At 74.8% G+C, this 15,534-nt stretch carries 15 protein-coding genes; 6 read left to right on the top strand and 9 right to left on the bottom strand.

Features of this window, described 5'->3' with window-relative positions; all coding sequences use genetic code 11:
* Positions 1–274 precede the first annotated feature (274 nt).
* Positions 275–1,300, bottom strand: a complete 1,026-nt coding sequence (locus LZF96_RS25720; RefSeq protein WP_233877162.1) for a zf-HC2 domain-containing protein — start codon at positions 1,298–1,300, stop codon at positions 275–277.
* Positions 1,297–2,196 carry an RNA polymerase sigma factor SigE gene (sigE, locus tag LZF96_RS25715; RefSeq protein WP_233877172.1) on the bottom strand — a complete coding sequence of 300 codons (900 nt, stop codon included), beginning with the start codon at positions 2,194–2,196 and terminating at the stop codon, positions 1,297–1,299. Before sigE ends, LZF96_RS25720 begins: the two co-directional genes overlap by 4 nt.
* Positions 2,197–2,466: 270 nt before the next feature.
* Here sigE and LZF96_RS25710 point away from each other — a divergent pair, with 270 nt between their 5' ends.
* Positions 2,467–3,180: an O-methyltransferase gene (locus LZF96_RS25710; RefSeq protein WP_233877170.1), complete on the top strand. Its 714-nt coding sequence runs from the start codon at positions 2,467–2,469 to the stop codon at positions 3,178–3,180.
* A 192-nt stretch (positions 3,181–3,372) separates the two neighbouring features.
* Here LZF96_RS25710 and LZF96_RS25705 read toward each other — a convergent pair whose 3' ends face one another.
* On the bottom strand, positions 3,373–3,540 hold the full coding sequence (locus LZF96_RS25705) for a DUF3117 domain-containing protein (protein WP_103500878.1): 168 nt from the start codon (positions 3,538–3,540) through the stop codon (positions 3,373–3,375).
* Between the two features lie 264 nt (positions 3,541–3,804).
* Between LZF96_RS25705 and LZF96_RS25700 the strand changes: the two genes are divergently transcribed.
* Positions 3,805–4,611 carry an enoyl-CoA hydratase-related protein gene (locus LZF96_RS25700; protein WP_233877161.1) on the top strand — a complete coding sequence of 269 codons (807 nt, stop codon included), beginning with the start codon at positions 3,805–3,807 and terminating at the stop codon, positions 4,609–4,611.
* 343 nt (positions 4,612–4,954) lie between these two features.
* Here LZF96_RS25700 and LZF96_RS25695 read toward each other — a convergent pair whose 3' ends face one another.
* Positions 4,955–5,389 carry a DivIVA domain-containing protein gene (locus LZF96_RS25695; protein WP_233877159.1) on the bottom strand — a complete coding sequence of 145 codons (435 nt, stop codon included), beginning with the start codon at positions 5,387–5,389 and terminating at the stop codon, positions 4,955–4,957.
* Between the two features lie 81 nt (positions 5,390–5,470).
* Between LZF96_RS25695 and folP the strand changes: the two genes are divergently transcribed.
* Positions 5,471–6,331 (top strand): dihydropteroate synthase, encoded by an 861-nt coding sequence (gene folP, locus LZF96_RS25690; RefSeq protein WP_233877157.1) that lies wholly within the window; start codon positions 5,471–5,473, stop codon positions 6,329–6,331.
* Positions 6,332–6,395: 64 nt separating this feature from the next.
* Here folP and LZF96_RS25685 read toward each other — a convergent pair whose 3' ends face one another.
* Together LZF96_RS25685 and dapE are read right to left on the bottom strand one after the other, a co-directional pair.
* A complete protein-coding gene (locus tag LZF96_RS25685) occupies positions 6,396–7,181 on the bottom strand; it encodes a TIGR00730 family Rossman fold protein (RefSeq protein WP_233877155.1) in 786 nt (261 codons plus the stop codon).
* Between the two features lie 171 nt (positions 7,182–7,352).
* Complete coding sequence (gene dapE, locus LZF96_RS25680) at positions 7,353–8,462, bottom strand: succinyl-diaminopimelate desuccinylase (RefSeq protein WP_233877153.1); 1,110 nt, start codon at positions 8,460–8,462, stop codon at positions 7,353–7,355.
* Positions 8,463–8,526: 64 nt separating this feature from the next.
* Between dapE and LZF96_RS25675 the strand changes: the two genes are divergently transcribed.
* Together LZF96_RS25675 and LZF96_RS25670 are read left to right on the top strand one after the other, a co-directional pair.
* Complete coding sequence (locus tag LZF96_RS25675; protein WP_308294291.1) at positions 8,527–9,708, top strand: hypothetical protein; 1,182 nt, start codon at positions 8,527–8,529, stop codon at positions 9,706–9,708.
* Between the two features lie 266 nt (positions 9,709–9,974).
* Positions 9,975–10,493: an ATP-binding protein gene (locus LZF96_RS25670; RefSeq protein WP_233877151.1), complete on the top strand. Its 519-nt coding sequence runs from the start codon at positions 9,975–9,977 to the stop codon at positions 10,491–10,493.
* A 279-nt stretch (positions 10,494–10,772) separates the two neighbouring features.
* On the opposite strand, the gene dapC is transcribed toward LZF96_RS25670, so the two are convergent.
* Together dapC and fdxA are read right to left on the bottom strand one after the other, a co-directional pair.
* On the bottom strand, positions 10,773–11,852 hold the full coding sequence (gene dapC / locus LZF96_RS25665) for a succinyldiaminopimelate transaminase (RefSeq protein WP_233877166.1): 1,080 nt from the start codon (positions 11,850–11,852) through the stop codon (positions 10,773–10,775).
* Positions 11,853–12,081: 229 nt separating this feature from the next.
* Positions 12,082–12,408 carry a ferredoxin gene (fdxA, locus tag LZF96_RS25660; RefSeq protein ID WP_233877164.1) on the bottom strand — a complete coding sequence of 109 codons (327 nt, stop codon included), beginning with the start codon at positions 12,406–12,408 and terminating at the stop codon, positions 12,082–12,084.
* A 134-nt stretch (positions 12,409–12,542) separates the two neighbouring features.
* Between fdxA and LZF96_RS25655 the strand changes: the two genes are divergently transcribed.
* Positions 12,543–13,541 (top strand): GNAT family N-acetyltransferase, encoded by a 999-nt coding sequence (locus LZF96_RS25655; RefSeq protein ID WP_233877149.1) that lies wholly within the window; start codon positions 12,543–12,545, stop codon positions 13,539–13,541.
* A gap of 423 nt (positions 13,542–13,964) precedes the next feature.
* Here the strand turns inward: LZF96_RS25655 and LZF96_RS25650 are convergent.
* Positions 13,965–15,534: peptidoglycan binding domain-containing protein (locus LZF96_RS25650; protein WP_233877147.1), on the bottom strand; the 1,570-nt coding region annotated here is incomplete at its 5' end.

Below are 15,534 nucleotides of genomic sequence, written 5' to 3'. Positions count from 1 at the left end.
GGGGTGGGTATGGGGGGGGGTTGGGGTGAGGGTACGAACCGCCGGGGCCGGTGGTCGGCGGCAGGGTCGTACCCCCCGGCGGGGTGGCGCCGGGACGCTGCACGGGCGGGGCCGGGGCCCACGGCCCGGGCGGGCCGTAGGGCGGCGTGCCGTACGGGTCGCGACCGTGCAACGGCTCGGCACCGCTCCTCGTCTCATCCATGGCAGCCCCCTCCGGTCGGGTCTCCACGCGGCGCGCCGCGCCCATGGATTACATCAGGTGGCGGCGGGGAAATCAGCGGGGGCTCGGGACACCGCTGTGACCGGCCGTGGCGGCGGGCACCGGGACGTCCCCGACCGGGGTCGGGATCCGGAACGCTTCACCGTGGTCCGGGTTGTTCGGACCGAGCGACGGGCCGGGGTACGTGGCGCCCACCGGGGCCGGCGAGAGCAGCGGCGACGGCTCCCCCGAGCCGGAGAGGTCCGGGAACATCTCCGCCATGAGCGGCAGCGGCAGCGGCAGCGGCAGCGGGGAGGGCTGTGGCGCCGTGACGGCCCGGGCCACCGGCACGAAGCCGGGTCGCAGCGGCGCCGGGGACGGCGGGTCGAGGTGCGGGGTGGGGCCGAGGAGCGCGCCGGCCGGCGGCGCGGTGTCGGCCCGGTGCTGCCCCGAGCGGGAGGGAGCGCCGGTCCCGGGCACCCCGCGCAGCGCCTCACGGGCGGCGGTCGACCGGGCACCCGCGGAGGGGGCGGCGCTGCCGCCCGCGGCGACCGAGGCGCCCGGCATCGGCCCGGAGGCGGAGCCGGGGGAACCACCGAGCGCGCCGGCGCCCAGCACACCGCCGATGGCGACGGCGGCGAGTGAGAAGGCGCCCGCGGCGGCGAAGGCGAAGCGGCGGGGACCGCGCCCCCGCGCGGGTTCGGGACGGTGGATGCGGAAGCCGTGTCCCGGCGGGCGGAGCACGCCGGCGCCCCCCGCCGTCAGCGGGGAGGACGGCACGGGATCCGCCGCCGGCCGATCGATCCCGGGGAACCGCGGCCGGGAGGACATCGGGGCCCGGGGCCCGCCGAACGGGCCGACCCCGGAGCGGGTGTCGGCACCGGCGGTGGGCAGCCCCTGCAACCGGGCCAGCAGGGCGGGCGGCGGGGGCGGCAGGGCGCTGCCCGCGCAGTAGCTCTTCACCCGGCGCTGGGCATCGACCTCGGCACGGCAGCCGGCGCAGGTGGCCACGTGCGCGAGGACCCGTTCGCGATCATCGATGGAGAGCTCCCCGTCGATGAACGCCGCGAGTCTGTCACCGAGATGGTGCTCGCTGGTCACTCCGCTCCGCCCTCCCCGGCGCCGGCCAGGGCCGCGACCGGCTGTCGCACGCGCCCGCGCGGGGAACGGTGGCGCAGCGCCTTGCGCAGCTGGGATCGCCCCCGGTGGATGCGGCTGCGGACGGTGCCGAGCTTCACGCCGAGGGTGGCGGCGATCTCCTCGTAGCTGAGCCCCTCGATGTCGCACAGGACCACGGCGGCCCGGAAGTCCGGGGCGAGGGTGTCCAGTGCCTGCTGCACGTCGGCGTCGAGATGGGTGTCGTTGTAGTGCTGTTGGGGAGAGGGCTCCCGACTGGGCAGGCGGTCGGCCGCGTCGTCCCCGAGTGCGTCGAAGCGGATGCGCTGCTTGCGGCGGACCATGTCCAGGAAGAGGTTGGTGGTGATGCGGTGCAGCCACCCCTCGAAGGTTCCGGGGGTGTAGGTGGACAGCGAGCGGAAGACCCGGACGAAGACCTCCTGGGTGAGATCCTCGGCGTCGTGCTGGTTGCCCGTCAGCCGGTAGGCCAGGCGGTAGACCCGCGCGCTGTGCGTGCTGACGATCTCCTCCCAGCTGGGAGGGGCCCAGGCGCCGGACTCCGGGCCGGTGGCGAACGTCGCGGTGGTCGGGGCGGCGTCCCCGGCGTCTCCCGCCGGGGTCCCGACGGAAGGGGCGGACGAGCCGGCCGCGGCACCTTCCGACGCCTCCCCGGCGTCGGCGACGCGCCGCTCCACCGGGAGGCGGGCGCCGGGCACGGCCGACGGGACCTCGGCGGAGGGGTTCTGGCTGCGGTCAGCGGTCTCGGTCACGGAATTCGGCCGATCGGGGGTCCTCAGGAAGCGGGTCAGCGCCTCCCGGACCCCGGACGCGGCCGCACCTCCCCTATCGGCTCTGGTGGTGTCCAGCGGGTTCCCTACCATAGCCACCTGCCCTGTCGGCTCCGGATAAAAGACCGTGCGCGCCCCGGCGACCGCTCCGACGGCGCCGCCGGCCGGGCCGGTCCTCCACGTCGTACGCATCCACCCCCGCCTTCCGTGCCGTCGGGCGCTTCCGTTCCGTCGGACCCCTCGATCACGTCGGTTCCGTCGGCGGCCGACCCTCCCGGGTGCCGGAGGGGTCCGCCGCATCGGGGTCACGGCCCGGCGCACCGGCTCCACGTCCCCACGAAGGGGTCAACGGATGGTCCGCGCATCCGGTTCCCCCGGGAAGTCGATACAGTCGATGCGCCTGACGGACGGGGACGGGAGAAGGCCATTACCGGCAATCGGCAGACCAGCTGGGCGTTCGCCGAGGCGTACGGCACGCCCGACGCCGCCTCGGCCGAGGGCGCCGCGCTGGCCTGGGCCCGCGATCGCTCGGCGGAGGCGGGTGTGCGACCGGTCTCCCCGGGCTGCGGCGACGCGCTGCGTCTGCTGGCGGCGGGCACCGGCGCGAAGGCCGTGGTGGAGATCGGCACCGGCACCGGCGTCTCCGGGCTCTACCTGTTGCAGGGGATGCGACCGGGTGGCGTATTGACGACCATCGACACCGAGACCGACCGCCAACAGGCGGCCCGGCAGGCGTTCCGCGCGGCCGGCTTCGCGGCCAATCGCGCGCGTCTCATCCCCGGCCCGGCGCTGGACGTGCTGCCGCGACTCGCCGACGGGGGTTACGACCTGATGTTCTGCGACGGCGACCGGCGGGACTACCCGGAGTGTCTGGAGGAGGCGTTGCGGCTGCTGCGGCCCGGCGGCCTGGTCTGCTTCTCCGGGGTCTTCGCGGAGGGACGCACCATGGCGACCGCCGCCCAGCCGGCGTCGGTGCTGCGCCTGCGGGAACTGCTGCGGGCGATACGGGAGAACCTCGAGTTGATACCGGCCCTGTTGCCGGTGGGTGACGGCCTGCTCTGCGCCGCCCGTCGCTGAGACGGCTCCCGGGGCCCGGGCCCCTCGGGGCGGTACCGGCCCGGGAAGCCGGGTCGCGCGATCGTTTCCGCGCGGGAAGCCGGCCGGTGGCTTCCGGGGTGCCCGGGAGAGTCCGTCGGCGGACACGTCACCGCCCCGGAACGCGCGGAACGTTCCGGGGCGGACGCCCGGCATGACCGGGCACGGTGGACCTCAGCCGCAGACCTTCTTCAGCTCCTCATCCAGAGCCACCGCTTCATCGGGGGTCAGCTCGACGACAAGCCGCCCGCCACCCTCGAGCGGAACGCGCATGATGATGCCCCGCCCCTCCTTGGTCACCTCGAGCGGACCATCGCCCGTCCGCGGCTTCATGGCCGCCATGCTCGTTCCCCTTCCTGAAACCAGCTCATCGCAATCGGCGCCGATCCGTCGCCGACCTCGAACAGATTGCTTCCCGCTCATTATCCCGCATCGGGGGAGCCGATGACCAACCCCGGCGGATCTCCCTTCGACAACGCGCACCCGCAAAAGCATGGCAATCCGGCAAATTCCCCGATCCCGCCCGATCGGTCCGGGACCGGATGTGACCGACCGGTCGGCACGCCGGCGTTCCCCCGATCGAGGCGGTACGCCATGCTGATCCCCATGGCCGACACCGTTCTCCACGACCTCACAGACCACCTCGCGACCATCACCCTCAACCGTCCGGACGCGATGAACGCCCTGGACACCGCGACCAAGGAGGCGCTGCGCGACGCCCTGCTCGACGCCGCCGCCGACCCCGGGGTCCGCGCGGTCCTGCTCACCGGCGTCGGGCGCGCCTTCTGCGTGGGACAGGACCTGCGCGAGCACGCCGGAAGCCTGGCCGCCCGGGGCACCGGGGACGGCGACCGGGGCGCCGCCCTCGACACCGTGGCCGAGCACTACAACCCGATCACCCGCGCCATCCTGGAAATGCCCAAGCCGGTGGTGGCCGGGATCAACGGCACCGCCGCGGGCGCGGGCATGGGCTTCGCGCTGGCCGCCGACTACCGGGTGGCGGCGGCGGGGGCCCGTTTCACCACGGCCTTCGCCGGGGTGGGCCTGGCCGCCGACTCCGGCCTGTCCTGGACCCTGCCGCGCCTGGTCGGCCCGGCGCGGGCGGCGGACCTGTTGTACTTCCCGCGCACCCTGGACGCCGCCGCGGCCGAGCGACTGGGGCTGGTGCAACGAGTGGTGCCGGACGAGGAGTTGCCGGCGGTGGCGCTGGAGATCGCCCGTGACCTGGCCAAGGGGCCGACCGTGGCGTACGCGGGCATCAAGGAGGCGATGGCCTTCGGCGCGACCCATTCGGCGGCGGAGACCCTGGAGTTGGAGGGTCGCCTGCAGTCCCGGGCGGGGGCGACGGAGGACCATCGCGAGGCGGTGAACGCGTTCGTCGCCAAGCGGACACCCCGGTTCACCGGCCGCTGACCCGGCACCGCCGGTCCCCGGGTGCGTTCGGCGCTCCCGGGGACCGGCGCGGGGGCATCCGGCGGGGCACCCGGCGTCGTGGGGCGGGACGGGGCGGGTCGCACGGGGACGTGCCGGTGACACACCCGGGTCCGGCCGGGGTCCCGGACCCACCGGACCCCCTTCGGCCCGCACCCCGGTGTGGGGTGAACCACAGGGGGCGGGTCACCCGGGAGACGTGCCGACGAGACATCCGGACCCGGGCCCGTCCGACGGCGTCCGGCCCGACCGCGCCGAGGGGTCCGGCCGGACCCCTCGGCGCGGGACACGCCGCGCGGGGGATGTGCCGACGAGACGGCCGGGCTCAACCCCGGTCGTCGGCATCCGGCACGGCATCACCGGTTCCGAACGGGGATCCCGGACCCACCGGGCCCGGGCCGGTGACGGGGGCGTGTCCGCCGGCCCGCTCCTCCACCGGTTCGGCGCGGAGTTCGGCGCGGAGTTCGGCGCGGAGTTCGGCGATCCGGGCGTCCCGCTCGGCCAGCTCGGCGGCGAGTCGGTCCAGCACCTCGTCCACCTCGGCCATCCGGTAGCCGCGCGGGGCCACCGGCAGCCGGACCGCCACCACGTCGGCGGGCACCACCGGCCGGTCGGCCGGCAGCGGATCGTGCGGACGGTCGGGTTCGGCGTCCGGCAATCCGCCGGAGGCCGGCCCCCCGGAGCCGTCACCGCTGCCGAGCACGGCCAGCGTGACACCGCCGACCACGACGACCATCGCCGCCATCAACCACCAGAACATCGCCGTGTCTCCCGTGTCCCGCCCCGGACCGACCGCCCCGGGCCGCGGTCGATCGTGTCACGGCCGCCGTATTCTCGCAGCATGCTGCGACTGGGAACCCGCGAATTCGGTCCGGACGAACCGGTGATCATGGCCATCGTGAACCGCACCCCGGACTCCTTCTACGACCGGGGGGCGACCTTCGCGGACGAGCCGGCGCTCAAGCGGGTGGCCGAGGCGATCGACGAGGGCGCGGCGATCGTGGACATCGGCGGGGTGAAGGCGGGACCCGGCGAGGAGGTGGACGCGGCCGAGGAGATCCGCCGCACCGCCGGCTTCGTCGCCGAGGTGCGCGACCGGCACCCGGACGTGGTGATCAGCGTGGACACCTGGCGGCACGAGGTGGGCGAGGCGGTGTGCGAGGCCGGCGCGGACCTGCTCAACGACGCCTGGGGCGGGACGGACCCACGGCTGGCGGAGGTCGCCGCCCGGCGCGGGGTGGGGCTGGTGTGCACCCACACCGGCGGCGCGGCACCGCGCACCCGCCCGCACCGGGTCTCCCACCCGGACGTGATGGCGGACATCATCGCCCGTACGACCGCGCTGGCGGAGCGGGCGGTGGCGCTGGGCGTGCGACGGGACGCGGTACTGATCGACCCCGGTCACGACTTCGGGAAGAACACCCGGCACTCGTTGGAGGCCACCCGGCGACTGGGCGAGATGACGGGGCTGGGGTATCCGGTGCTGGTGTCCCTGTCCAACAAGGACTTCGTCGGCGAGACGCTGGACCTGCCGGTCCGGGAACGGCTGATCGGGACGCTGGCGGCCACCGCGGTCTCGGCCTGGCTGGGCGCCCGGGTCTACCGGGTGCACGAGGTGGCGGAGACCCGGCAGGTGCTGGAGATGGTGGCGGCGATCGCCGGGCGGCGCGAGCCCCGGGTGGCGCGGCGCGGACTGGCCTGACCGGCCGCCCCGCGTCCGGCCCGCGCCTCGGCGCGGACACGGGCCGGACGCGGGCCGGACGCGGTCAGCGGGTGACCTTGGTGACCAGTTCGATCGCCTCGGCGACGTCGTCGGTGAGGTGGAAGAGGTGCTCGTCCTTGGCGGATGCCTTTCCCTGCGCGATCAGGGTGTCGCGCACCCAGTCCACCAGCCCACCCCAGTAGGCGGTGCCGACCAACACGATGGGGAAGCGGGTCACCTTGCCGGTCTGCACCAGCGTCAGCGCCTCGAACAGCTCGTCGAGGGTACCCAGCCCGCCGGGGAGGACGACGAAGCCCTGCGCGTACTTCACGAACATCGTCTTGCGGACGAAGAAGTACCGGAAGTTGACGCCGAGGTCCACGTACTCGTTCATCCCCTGCTCGAAGGGGAGCTCGATGCCGAGTCCGACGGAGACGCCGTTGGCCTCCAGCGCGCCCCGGTTCGCCGCCTCCATGGCACCGGGACCGCCGCCGGTGATCACCGCGTAGCCGGCCTCGGCCAGGGCCCGGCCGATCCGCACGCCCAGCTCGTACTCGGGGCTGTCGGGCGCGGTACGGGCGGAGCCGAAGACGCTGATCGCCGGACCCAGCTCGGCGAGGGCGCCGAAGCCCTCGACGAACTCCGCCTGGATCCGCATGACCCGCCACGGGTCCTCGTGCAGCCAGTCGGAGGGTCCCTGGGTGTCCAGCAGCCGCTGATCGGTGGTGCCGGACACCATCTGGTCGCGCCGGCGCACGACCGGACCGAGGTGCTGCTCGCGCCGATTGGCGGTACGCCCGAAAGCGGTGGATCCGGGGGCGTCCCCCGGCGTGTGGTTCGCGCTGCTCATATCCGCTCCTCGCTGCCGTACGGTCGATCCGCCCGCGCCGACCGTCCGGCCCCCGGGGCGCGGGGGATCCCCGGCAGCCTACGCCGCGCACGGGGCGCGACCCGCTACGCGCGGATGAACGCGCGGGGACCGTCGCGCGCGCCCGGTCCGGGCCCGTCGCCGAGGGGCGCCTCACTCCTCCGCGGTGCCGGTCAGCCAGGACCGCAGCCGCTCCTCGCAGCGGCGCACCACCGCCGTGTCCACCCGCTCGTCCCGCCGGTGCGCCAGGCTCGGCTCCCCCGGACCGTAGTTGACCGCCGGGACGCCGAGCGCGCCGAACCGCGCCACATCCGTCCAGCCGTACTTGGGGCGCGCCGAGCCGCCGACCGCAGCCATGAAGGCCCGGGCGGCCGGGTGGTCGAGTCCGGGGCGTGCGGCCGGCGAGTGGTCGGTGACGACGAATTCCGCGACGCCGCAGTCCGCGAACACCTCGCGGACGTGCGCGATCGCCGCCGCCTCGTCCAGGTCGGGTGCGTACCGGTAGTTGACGGTGACGACACAGGCGTCGGGGATGACGTTGCCGGCCACCCCACCCGCGATCCCCACGGCGTTCAGCCCTTCGCGGTACTCCAGCCCGTCCACCATCGGCCGGCGCGGCCGGTAGCCGGCCAGCCGCTCCAGCACCGGGGCGGCGGCGTGCACGGCGTTCTCCCCCATCCAGGCACGGGCCGAGTGGGCGCGCCGTCCGGTCAGGTGGAGTTCGACCCGCAGGGTCCCCTGGCAGCCGCCCTCCACCTCGCCGCCCGAGGGTTCCAGGAGGATCGCGAAGTCCGCCGTCAACCAGTCCGGTCGGTGCTCCGCCAGGTGCCCCAGACCGTTGTGCTCGGCGGCGACCTCCTCGTTGTCGTAGAAGACGAAGGTGAGGTCCCGGTTGGGCTCGGGGACGGTCGCGGCGATCCGCAGCTGCACCGCGACCCCCGACTTCATGTCGCAGGTGCCGCATCCCCACAGCACGCCGTCCGCGTCCAATCGGGAGGGGACGTTGTCGGCGATGGGGACCGTGTCCAGGTGACCGGCGAGCACCACCCGCTCGGGGCGGTCCGACGCGGTGCGGGCGACCACGTTGTTGCCGTACCGGTCCACGCGCAGGTGGGGCAGGTCGCGCAGGGCCGCCTCCACGGCGTCCGCGAGCGGCTTCTCGTCGCCGCTCACCGAGGGGATGTCCACGAGGCGGGCGGTGAGTTCGGCGGCGTCCCCCGAGAGGTCCAGGGGGCCGTCGAGGGGGTGCGGAAGTGCGTGCATGTCGGGTCACGCTACCCGGAACCGGAGGTCGGCTTCGGGCCGGCGCCGGGTTACCTTGTGTCGCGTGCGCAACCGGATCCCCCCACCCGTGTCCGACGGCCGGCCGGCACCGAACCCCCGTTCCGGGGCGTCCGGGGCGTCCGCGAACCGTCCCGCCGACGGCGCGGCCGGCACCGCCGCGGTGCCCGGCGCGCGGGTCGTCGCCCCGCGTCCCCTCTCCGACCCGTCCCCGCCGGGGACCGGATCGACCCCCGCCCCGTCCGGGTCCCCGCCCGGTGACGCCCCGCCGCGGAGCGGTCACGGGCGTCGCCGCCTGGTGCGGCTCGGTTACGGGCTCGGTGCGTTGCTGGGCCTGGTGGCCTACGGAGTGGTGCACCACGAGACGGGTGCCGGCCGTCCCCCGCACTGCTCGGTGGTGGACGCCCTGTCGAGCGGGACCGGGGGCGACGGTGACGGCGACGGGTCCGACGGCCCCTACGTGCTCCAGCCCCAACAGGCGGCGAACGCCGCGACGATCAGCGCGGTGGGCGAGGCCCGGGGTCTGGACGAGTGGGCGGTGACCATCGCGATCGCCACCGCCATGCAGGAGTCGAGCCTGCGGAACATCGACTACGGGGACCGGGACTCCCTCGGACTGTTCCAACAGCGCCCCTCGATGGGGTGGGGCAGCGAGGCCGAGATCATGGACCCGGTGTACTCGGCGGGGCGGTTCTACGACCACCTGGTGGAGGTGCCGGGCTACGCGGACCTGCCGTTGACGGTGGCCGCGCAGACGGTGCAGCGCAGCGCGTTCCCCGACGAGTACGCCAAGCACGAGCCGCGGGCCGCGATGTTGGCGGGCGCCTTCACCGGTCGGGACTCGGCGACGCTGAGCTGCGCCTTCACCGAGGACCCGGAGGCCGCCCCGGGGGAGGCGGGAGAACTCGTGCGGCGGTTGGAGCGGGAGTTCGGCGAGCGGGGGGCGGCGCCGACGGCGCTGCGGCCGACGGTGGAAATCTCCGGGACCGGCGGTTCCGAGGTGGTCGAGGTCGTGGTGCCCGTTCCCCGGGAGGCCGGGGAGGCCACCACGCGGACCGCCCGCCGGGTGGCGCACTGGGCGGTCGCCCACGCCCGGGAGTTGGGCGTGACGCGGGTGACGGACGGCGAACGACGGTGGGAGGCCGCGACTTCGACACGCGGATGGCGGGCCGAGGGAACCGGCGGCCCGGGCCCCGGCACGGAGGTGCGGATCACGCTGCGTCGCTGAGCCCCGGAGTGCGAACGCATTGTCGGACCATCCAACCATCGGACCGCCGGGGACCGGTGGGCGTCAAGGTAGCGCCCACGAATTCCCCCGATGGAGTTCATGTCCCAAATAGAAGAAATGATAATTACCGAACGTTACCAACACTTTACCGTGGGGGGCCGCAACCTCGGCACCGCTTTCGCCGATATGCAGGGCGCGTCCGATCGGGTTACCCCGCCCGGACGGCACCTGTTGTCGAACGAGCGTTTCTCTCGCCAAGGAGCATCATGTCCCACTCCCTCAAGCGCCACATCGCCCGCGCCGCACTGGTGATCGCCGCCGGCGCCGCACCCGTCGCCGGGGCGGCCGGGGCCGCCCACGCCCTGGAGCCGGCGCAGGGCGACCTCGGCGGGCTGAGCGCCCTGGACGGCGCCGCCGCCGGGGAGGCACTCGACGGCGCGGTGCAGAAGGGCACCGTCCTCGCCGGTGACGCCGCCGCCGAGGCCGTGAAGACCGCCGTCCCCGCGACCGGCAAGGTGGTGGGCGCCGCGACCCGCAGCGCCGCCCCGGCCGCGCAGGACACCGTCGGCGGGGCCACCGGCAGCGGCGCGGCGGTGCTCGGCGAGACCATCGGCGCGCTGGCCGGCAGCGGCCTGGCCAACGGCAACCTGCCCAAGGACGGCCTGCCCCTGCCCAAGCCGAGCGGCGCCGGCCTGCCGATCTCCGCGCCGATCGACGGCATGCCCGGTGGCGGCCCGCTCGGTGGTGGCCAGGGCGGCCTCCTCGGCGGTCTGCCCATCGGCTGAGACCCGGCCACACCACGGTTCCCGACGCCGTCCGTGTTCCGTTCGGCGCCGGTCGGATTCCCGTTTCGACCGGCGCCGTCGGCGTTCCCCGGAGGCGACTTCCGGAATTTCCGGGAACCGGGCTCCCGGCATTCCGGGTTCCGGGAATTGCGGGTTCCGGGTTTCCCCGGAGCGGTTTCGGCATCTCCCCGACGATCCGACCCGTCCCCCGGATCCGGATCCGGACACACCCCGGCCTCCCCACGACTTCCCGGAACCGGCCCCCGGACCCCGCCCCGCTCAGCCCAGGCGGCGCGCCACCTGCTCGATCCGCTCGTCCACCGCCGTGAACGCCACCCGGACGAAGGATGTCCCGGCCGGGCCGTAGAACTCGCCGGGCGCCACCAGGATGCCGCGCTCCGCCAGCCACGCCACGGTCTCCCGGCCCGGCTCGTCCCGGGTCGCCCACAGGTAGAGCGAGGCCTCGCTGTGCTCGATCCGGAACCCCGCGCCCACCAGGGCGTCGCGCAGCACCGCGCGTCGGGCCGCGTAGCGGGCCCGCTGTTCGACCACGTGCTCGTCGTCACCGAGCGCCGCCACCGTCGCGGCCTGGATCGGTGCCGGCACCATCATCCCGCCGTGCTTGCGGATCGTCAGCAGCTCGCCCAGTACCTCGGCGTCGCCCAGCAGGAAGGCGGCCCGGTACCCGGCCAGGTTCGAGCGCTTGGAGAGCGAGTGGACGGCGATCAGCCCCTCGGTGCTCCCCCCGCACACCGCCGGGTCGAGCACCGAGACGGGATCGGCTTCCCACCCCAGTTCCAGGTAGCACTCGTCGCTCAACACGAGGACGCCGTGTTCGCGCGCCCACTCCACGATCCTCCGCAACCGCTCCGCCGGCAGGACCCGACCGGTGGGGTTGGAGGGCGAGTTGAGCCACAGCAGCCGCAGGCCGGTCGGGTCCAGCTCCAGCGGGTCCTCGTAGGGCACCGGCTCGGCACCCGCCAGTCGCGCCCCCACCTCGTAGGTGGGGTAGGCGAGGTGCGGGAAGGCCACCCGGTCACCGGGGCCCAGCCCCAGCTGGATCGGCAGCCAGGCGACCAGTTCCTTGGAGCCGACCACCGGCAGCACGTGGGGGTGGTCCAACTCCGACGGCCCGGTACCCAGCCGACGTTCGGCCCAGGACAGGATCGTGTTGCGCAGCGCGGCGGTGCCCCACACCGTGGGGTAGCCGGGCCGGTTGGCGGCCTCGGCCAGCGTCCGCTGGATCACCTCGGGCACGGGATCCACCGGCGTGCCCACCGACAGGTCCACGAGTCCTTCGGGGTGCGCCTCGGCCGTGCTCCTCGCCTCCCCCAGGGTGTCCCAGGGGAAGACCGGCAGGCGGGCGACGAGGGATCCGCCGCGCCCGGCGACCGGGGGCTGCGCGGAGGGGACGGGAACGGGGGCGGAGGACACGCGCTGAACTCTCCTCGGGAGGGACGGGACGGCCGGGCGGGCAGGCGGGCGGCGACGGCGGACATCGCGCACCGGCCGGTACGCGACGGTCCCGCACGGCTGCGCCGTGCGGGACCGAGGGGGGTGACGGGCGGCTGCGCGCCGGCCCGTCGGATCACTCCTGGTGCTCGCGCGGCTCGAGCGCCGCGATCAGCGGGTGGTCCCGCTCGATCAGGCCGAGCTTGCCGGCACCACCCGGCGAGCCGAGCTCGTCGAAGAACTCGACGTTCGCCTTGTAGTAGTCCTTCCACTCCTCCGGGACGTCATCCTCGTAGAAGATGGCCTCGACCGGGCACACCGGCTCGCAGGCACCACAGTCCACGCACTCGTCCGGGTGGATGTACAGGGAGCGGTTGCCCTCGTAGATGCAGTCGACGGGGCACTCCTCGATACATGCCTTGTCCTTGAGGTCGACACAAGGCTCCGCGATGACGTAGGTCACGCTGTGGTTCCTCTCCATGAAGGGCGGCGGCCCGCTGCGGTGCCGTCGCGTGGCGCGCGGGAGCGCGGCGTCGTCGATGCCGCCCCCTAGTATCGCCGCTTCGGGACGCAGCACGAACACGAGGGGCGATCAATATGCCGGAGTTCACGGCGGGCGTACGACTGGAGGTCCGCATCACCCCTGATGACCTGGGGAAACGCGTATCGGTGCGCAGCCTGGTGGACCCCGCCGCGCCCGGCGGGGGTTTCACCGACACGCTCGGTGTTCTCACATCGTGGACGGGCGGGGTGATCACCATCACCCGTCGGGACGGGACGCCGGTGGAGCTGGTGGAGGGGGCCGTGGTCGCGGGAAAGGTGGTGCCGCCGGCCCCGGCCCGACGCCGGGGGGTGCCGGCCGCGGGCCTCGGGGAGCTGTGCGCCATCGCCGCGCGCGGCTGGCCCGCCCCGGAGGAGGAGCGGATCGGGGACTGGTTGTGCCGGGCCGCCGGGGGGTGGACCCGGCGCGCCAACTCGGCGGTGCCGCTGGGGCCGGGCGAGCCCGACATCGAACGGATCTCGGCCTGGTACGAGCGGCGCGGGCTGCCCCCGCGACTGGCGGTGACCACGGGCGCGGCCGGGGCGCACGAGGTGACGGCGGCGGCACTGGCGGAGGCCGGGTGGAGCGCCTCCGGGCACGCGGTGACCCTGGTGGGATCGTTGGCCGCGCTCGCCGACCGGGAGCCGGACCACCGGGTGGTGGTGGGCGACGAACCGGACGAGCGGTGGCTGCGGGGATATCCGAACGCCCACCGGGACCCGGTGACGGCACGGCGGGTGCTGGCGGCCGGTCCGGGGGTCGGGTTCGCCCGCGTGCCCGACCCGGAGGCGGGGCCGGACGCCCCGCCCATGGCCGTGGGGCGGTGCACGGTGGACGGCCGCTGGGCCGGTTTCGCGGCGGTGGAGGTGGCACCGGAGCGGCGACGCCGAGGGCTGGCCCGGGCGGTGATGGCGGAGCTGGCACGGAAGGCCCTGGCCGGGGGCGCGAGCGCCGCGTGGCTTCAGGTGGAGGTGGGCAACGCCCCCGCGCGGGCGCTCTACGAGGGAGCGGGCTTCGCCGAGCACCACCACTACCACTACCTGCGCCGGGGCTGACCGGACCGGACGGGGTCACCGGCTCCGCCGGATGTCCGGGGCGCCCGGAACCAACCGGGCCACCGGGTCGGTCCGGGGTCGTGCTCCGGGACCGACCAACCGGCCGGGGTCGGCCCGGGGCCAACCGGAACCACCGGACCACCGGACCACCGGGCCTGACCGAAACAGCCGGGACAGCCGGGACAGCCGGAACAGTCGGGAGACCGGCACCGATCGGAGTCACCGGACCACCGGGCCCACCGGGCCCACCGGGACGGAAGCGTGCCGAACCGGGGTCGGCGGGCGCGGCGCCCCGGGGGCGTGCGAACGGCGCGGGCGCCCGTCCCCGCCCTCCGGGGAGGGGGCACGGGCGCCCGCGCCGTGGTCACGCGCCGGTCGGGTCCGCTCGGACCCCACCGGCGGAAGCCCTTCGGATCCGGCGGGTCAGTTCGGATCGAGATCCAGGTACCCGACGCGGTTCTCCTCGCCGGTCTCGAGCAGCGTGAGCCGCAGCACCGAGGCCACGTCCTCCGGCGTGACCGGGGTGGACTGCCCGTCACCCCGCACGATGGTGACCTGCTCGAAAGTGCTGCCGTACAGGCTCGCCATGGTCTCCAGGTCGTAGTGATCGACCAGCCGGCCGTCCACCGGACGCATGGACAGGAACTGTCGCAGCGAGTTCTCCGGGCTGAACTGGATCGTGGGAGCGACGCCGGGCACACCGTCGGTCCCGGCCACGATGGTGACCAGGCCGGACATGGCGGGTTCGGCGAACTCCTCCATCGCCCGCTCCACCTCGGCGCGGCCGACCTCCGGCTCCACCTCCACCGTCTGCACGTCGACCGTCGGGTTCTCGCCGGTCTCGGCGCGCAGGCGGAACACCTCCCGCACGGCCGGGGCCGCCGAGGCGACGTCCACCGCCAGGCCGGGCTGTCCGTAGTCGGCCACCGGGGCACCGGTGTCGAAGGAGATCGAACCGTCGCGCGGGGCGGCGGCGCCGATGTCGGCCAGGTCCAGCAGTGCGGCGTCGAGCTTCTCCTCGTCGACGCCGAAGACCGGCTCGACCTCGCGCCCGGAGCCCAACAGCGACCCGATGACGCTCACCGGGTTGTAGTCGGTGCTCGCGGCCTCCCGAACAGTGGCCTCGGTGTCGATGGTCAGGCCCGCCACGGCGGGCAGCAGTTCCACGGTCTCGCCCTCGATGCCCAGGAGCAGGGGGGCGGTCGCCGGGCCCTCCATGACGGTGTCCAGCCGGTTGACCGCCGTCTGGGTGGTGGTACCACCGATGTCGTGGCCCAGCACGGTGGTGCCCTTGGGCACGTCGTCCTGGCTGAGCAGCAGTCCGGCGCCGTAGGCCACCACGAAGAGAGCGGTGACGCCCACCAGGGCGAGGATCAGGAGCTTGCGGCCACGACCGCGACGGGGCTCCTCCTCCTCGTACTCCTCGTACCCCTCGTAGTAGTCGTCGGGGTCGGCCTCGTGGTCCGGCTTCTCCTCGCCGAAGGACGTGCCGAAGGCGGGGGCCGGGAACCGCGCGCCATCGACCGGCCCGGGCCGGGCACCGGTCGTCGAGCCGGTACCGAAGGGCTCCGGGAGGCGGGGCATGGCCTCGGTCGCCTCGGGGTCGCGGGGCGACCAGGCGCCGGTGTCGCGGTCCGCGAGGGGACTCCGGGGCGGGGTTTCGGCGTGGGGCAGCGGGCCACCCGGCTCCATCGTGGAGCCGAAGGTCTCCTCACCGGCGACGACGGGGACACCACCGGAGGGGGTGCCGAGCCCCCCGCCATCGCCCCGGGGCCCACCGGACAGCGGCTCCATCGCTCCCGTACCGGGGCCGGTGGTGGGACCGGCGGGCTGTCGCAGCGCGGCCCCGCTCTCACGGCGGGGCAACGGCGGGACCGGACCGTCGGCCGGCTCCCCCCCGGGGGGCGGGTCGATCATCGGTGCGGGAAGCGTGCCGCCGGTGCCGGGGTTCGACGGAGGAAGGGTGTCCCCGGGCGGGCGGGCGCGCGAGGGG

Source organism: Streptomyces sp. ST2-7A (genome assembly GCF_021390475.1).
Taxonomy (GTDB): Bacteria; Actinomycetota; Actinomycetes; order Streptomycetales; family Streptomycetaceae; genus Streptomyces.
The sequence above is the reverse complement of the archived record's forward strand: the minus strand, read 5'-3'. Positions and strand labels throughout refer to the sequence as shown.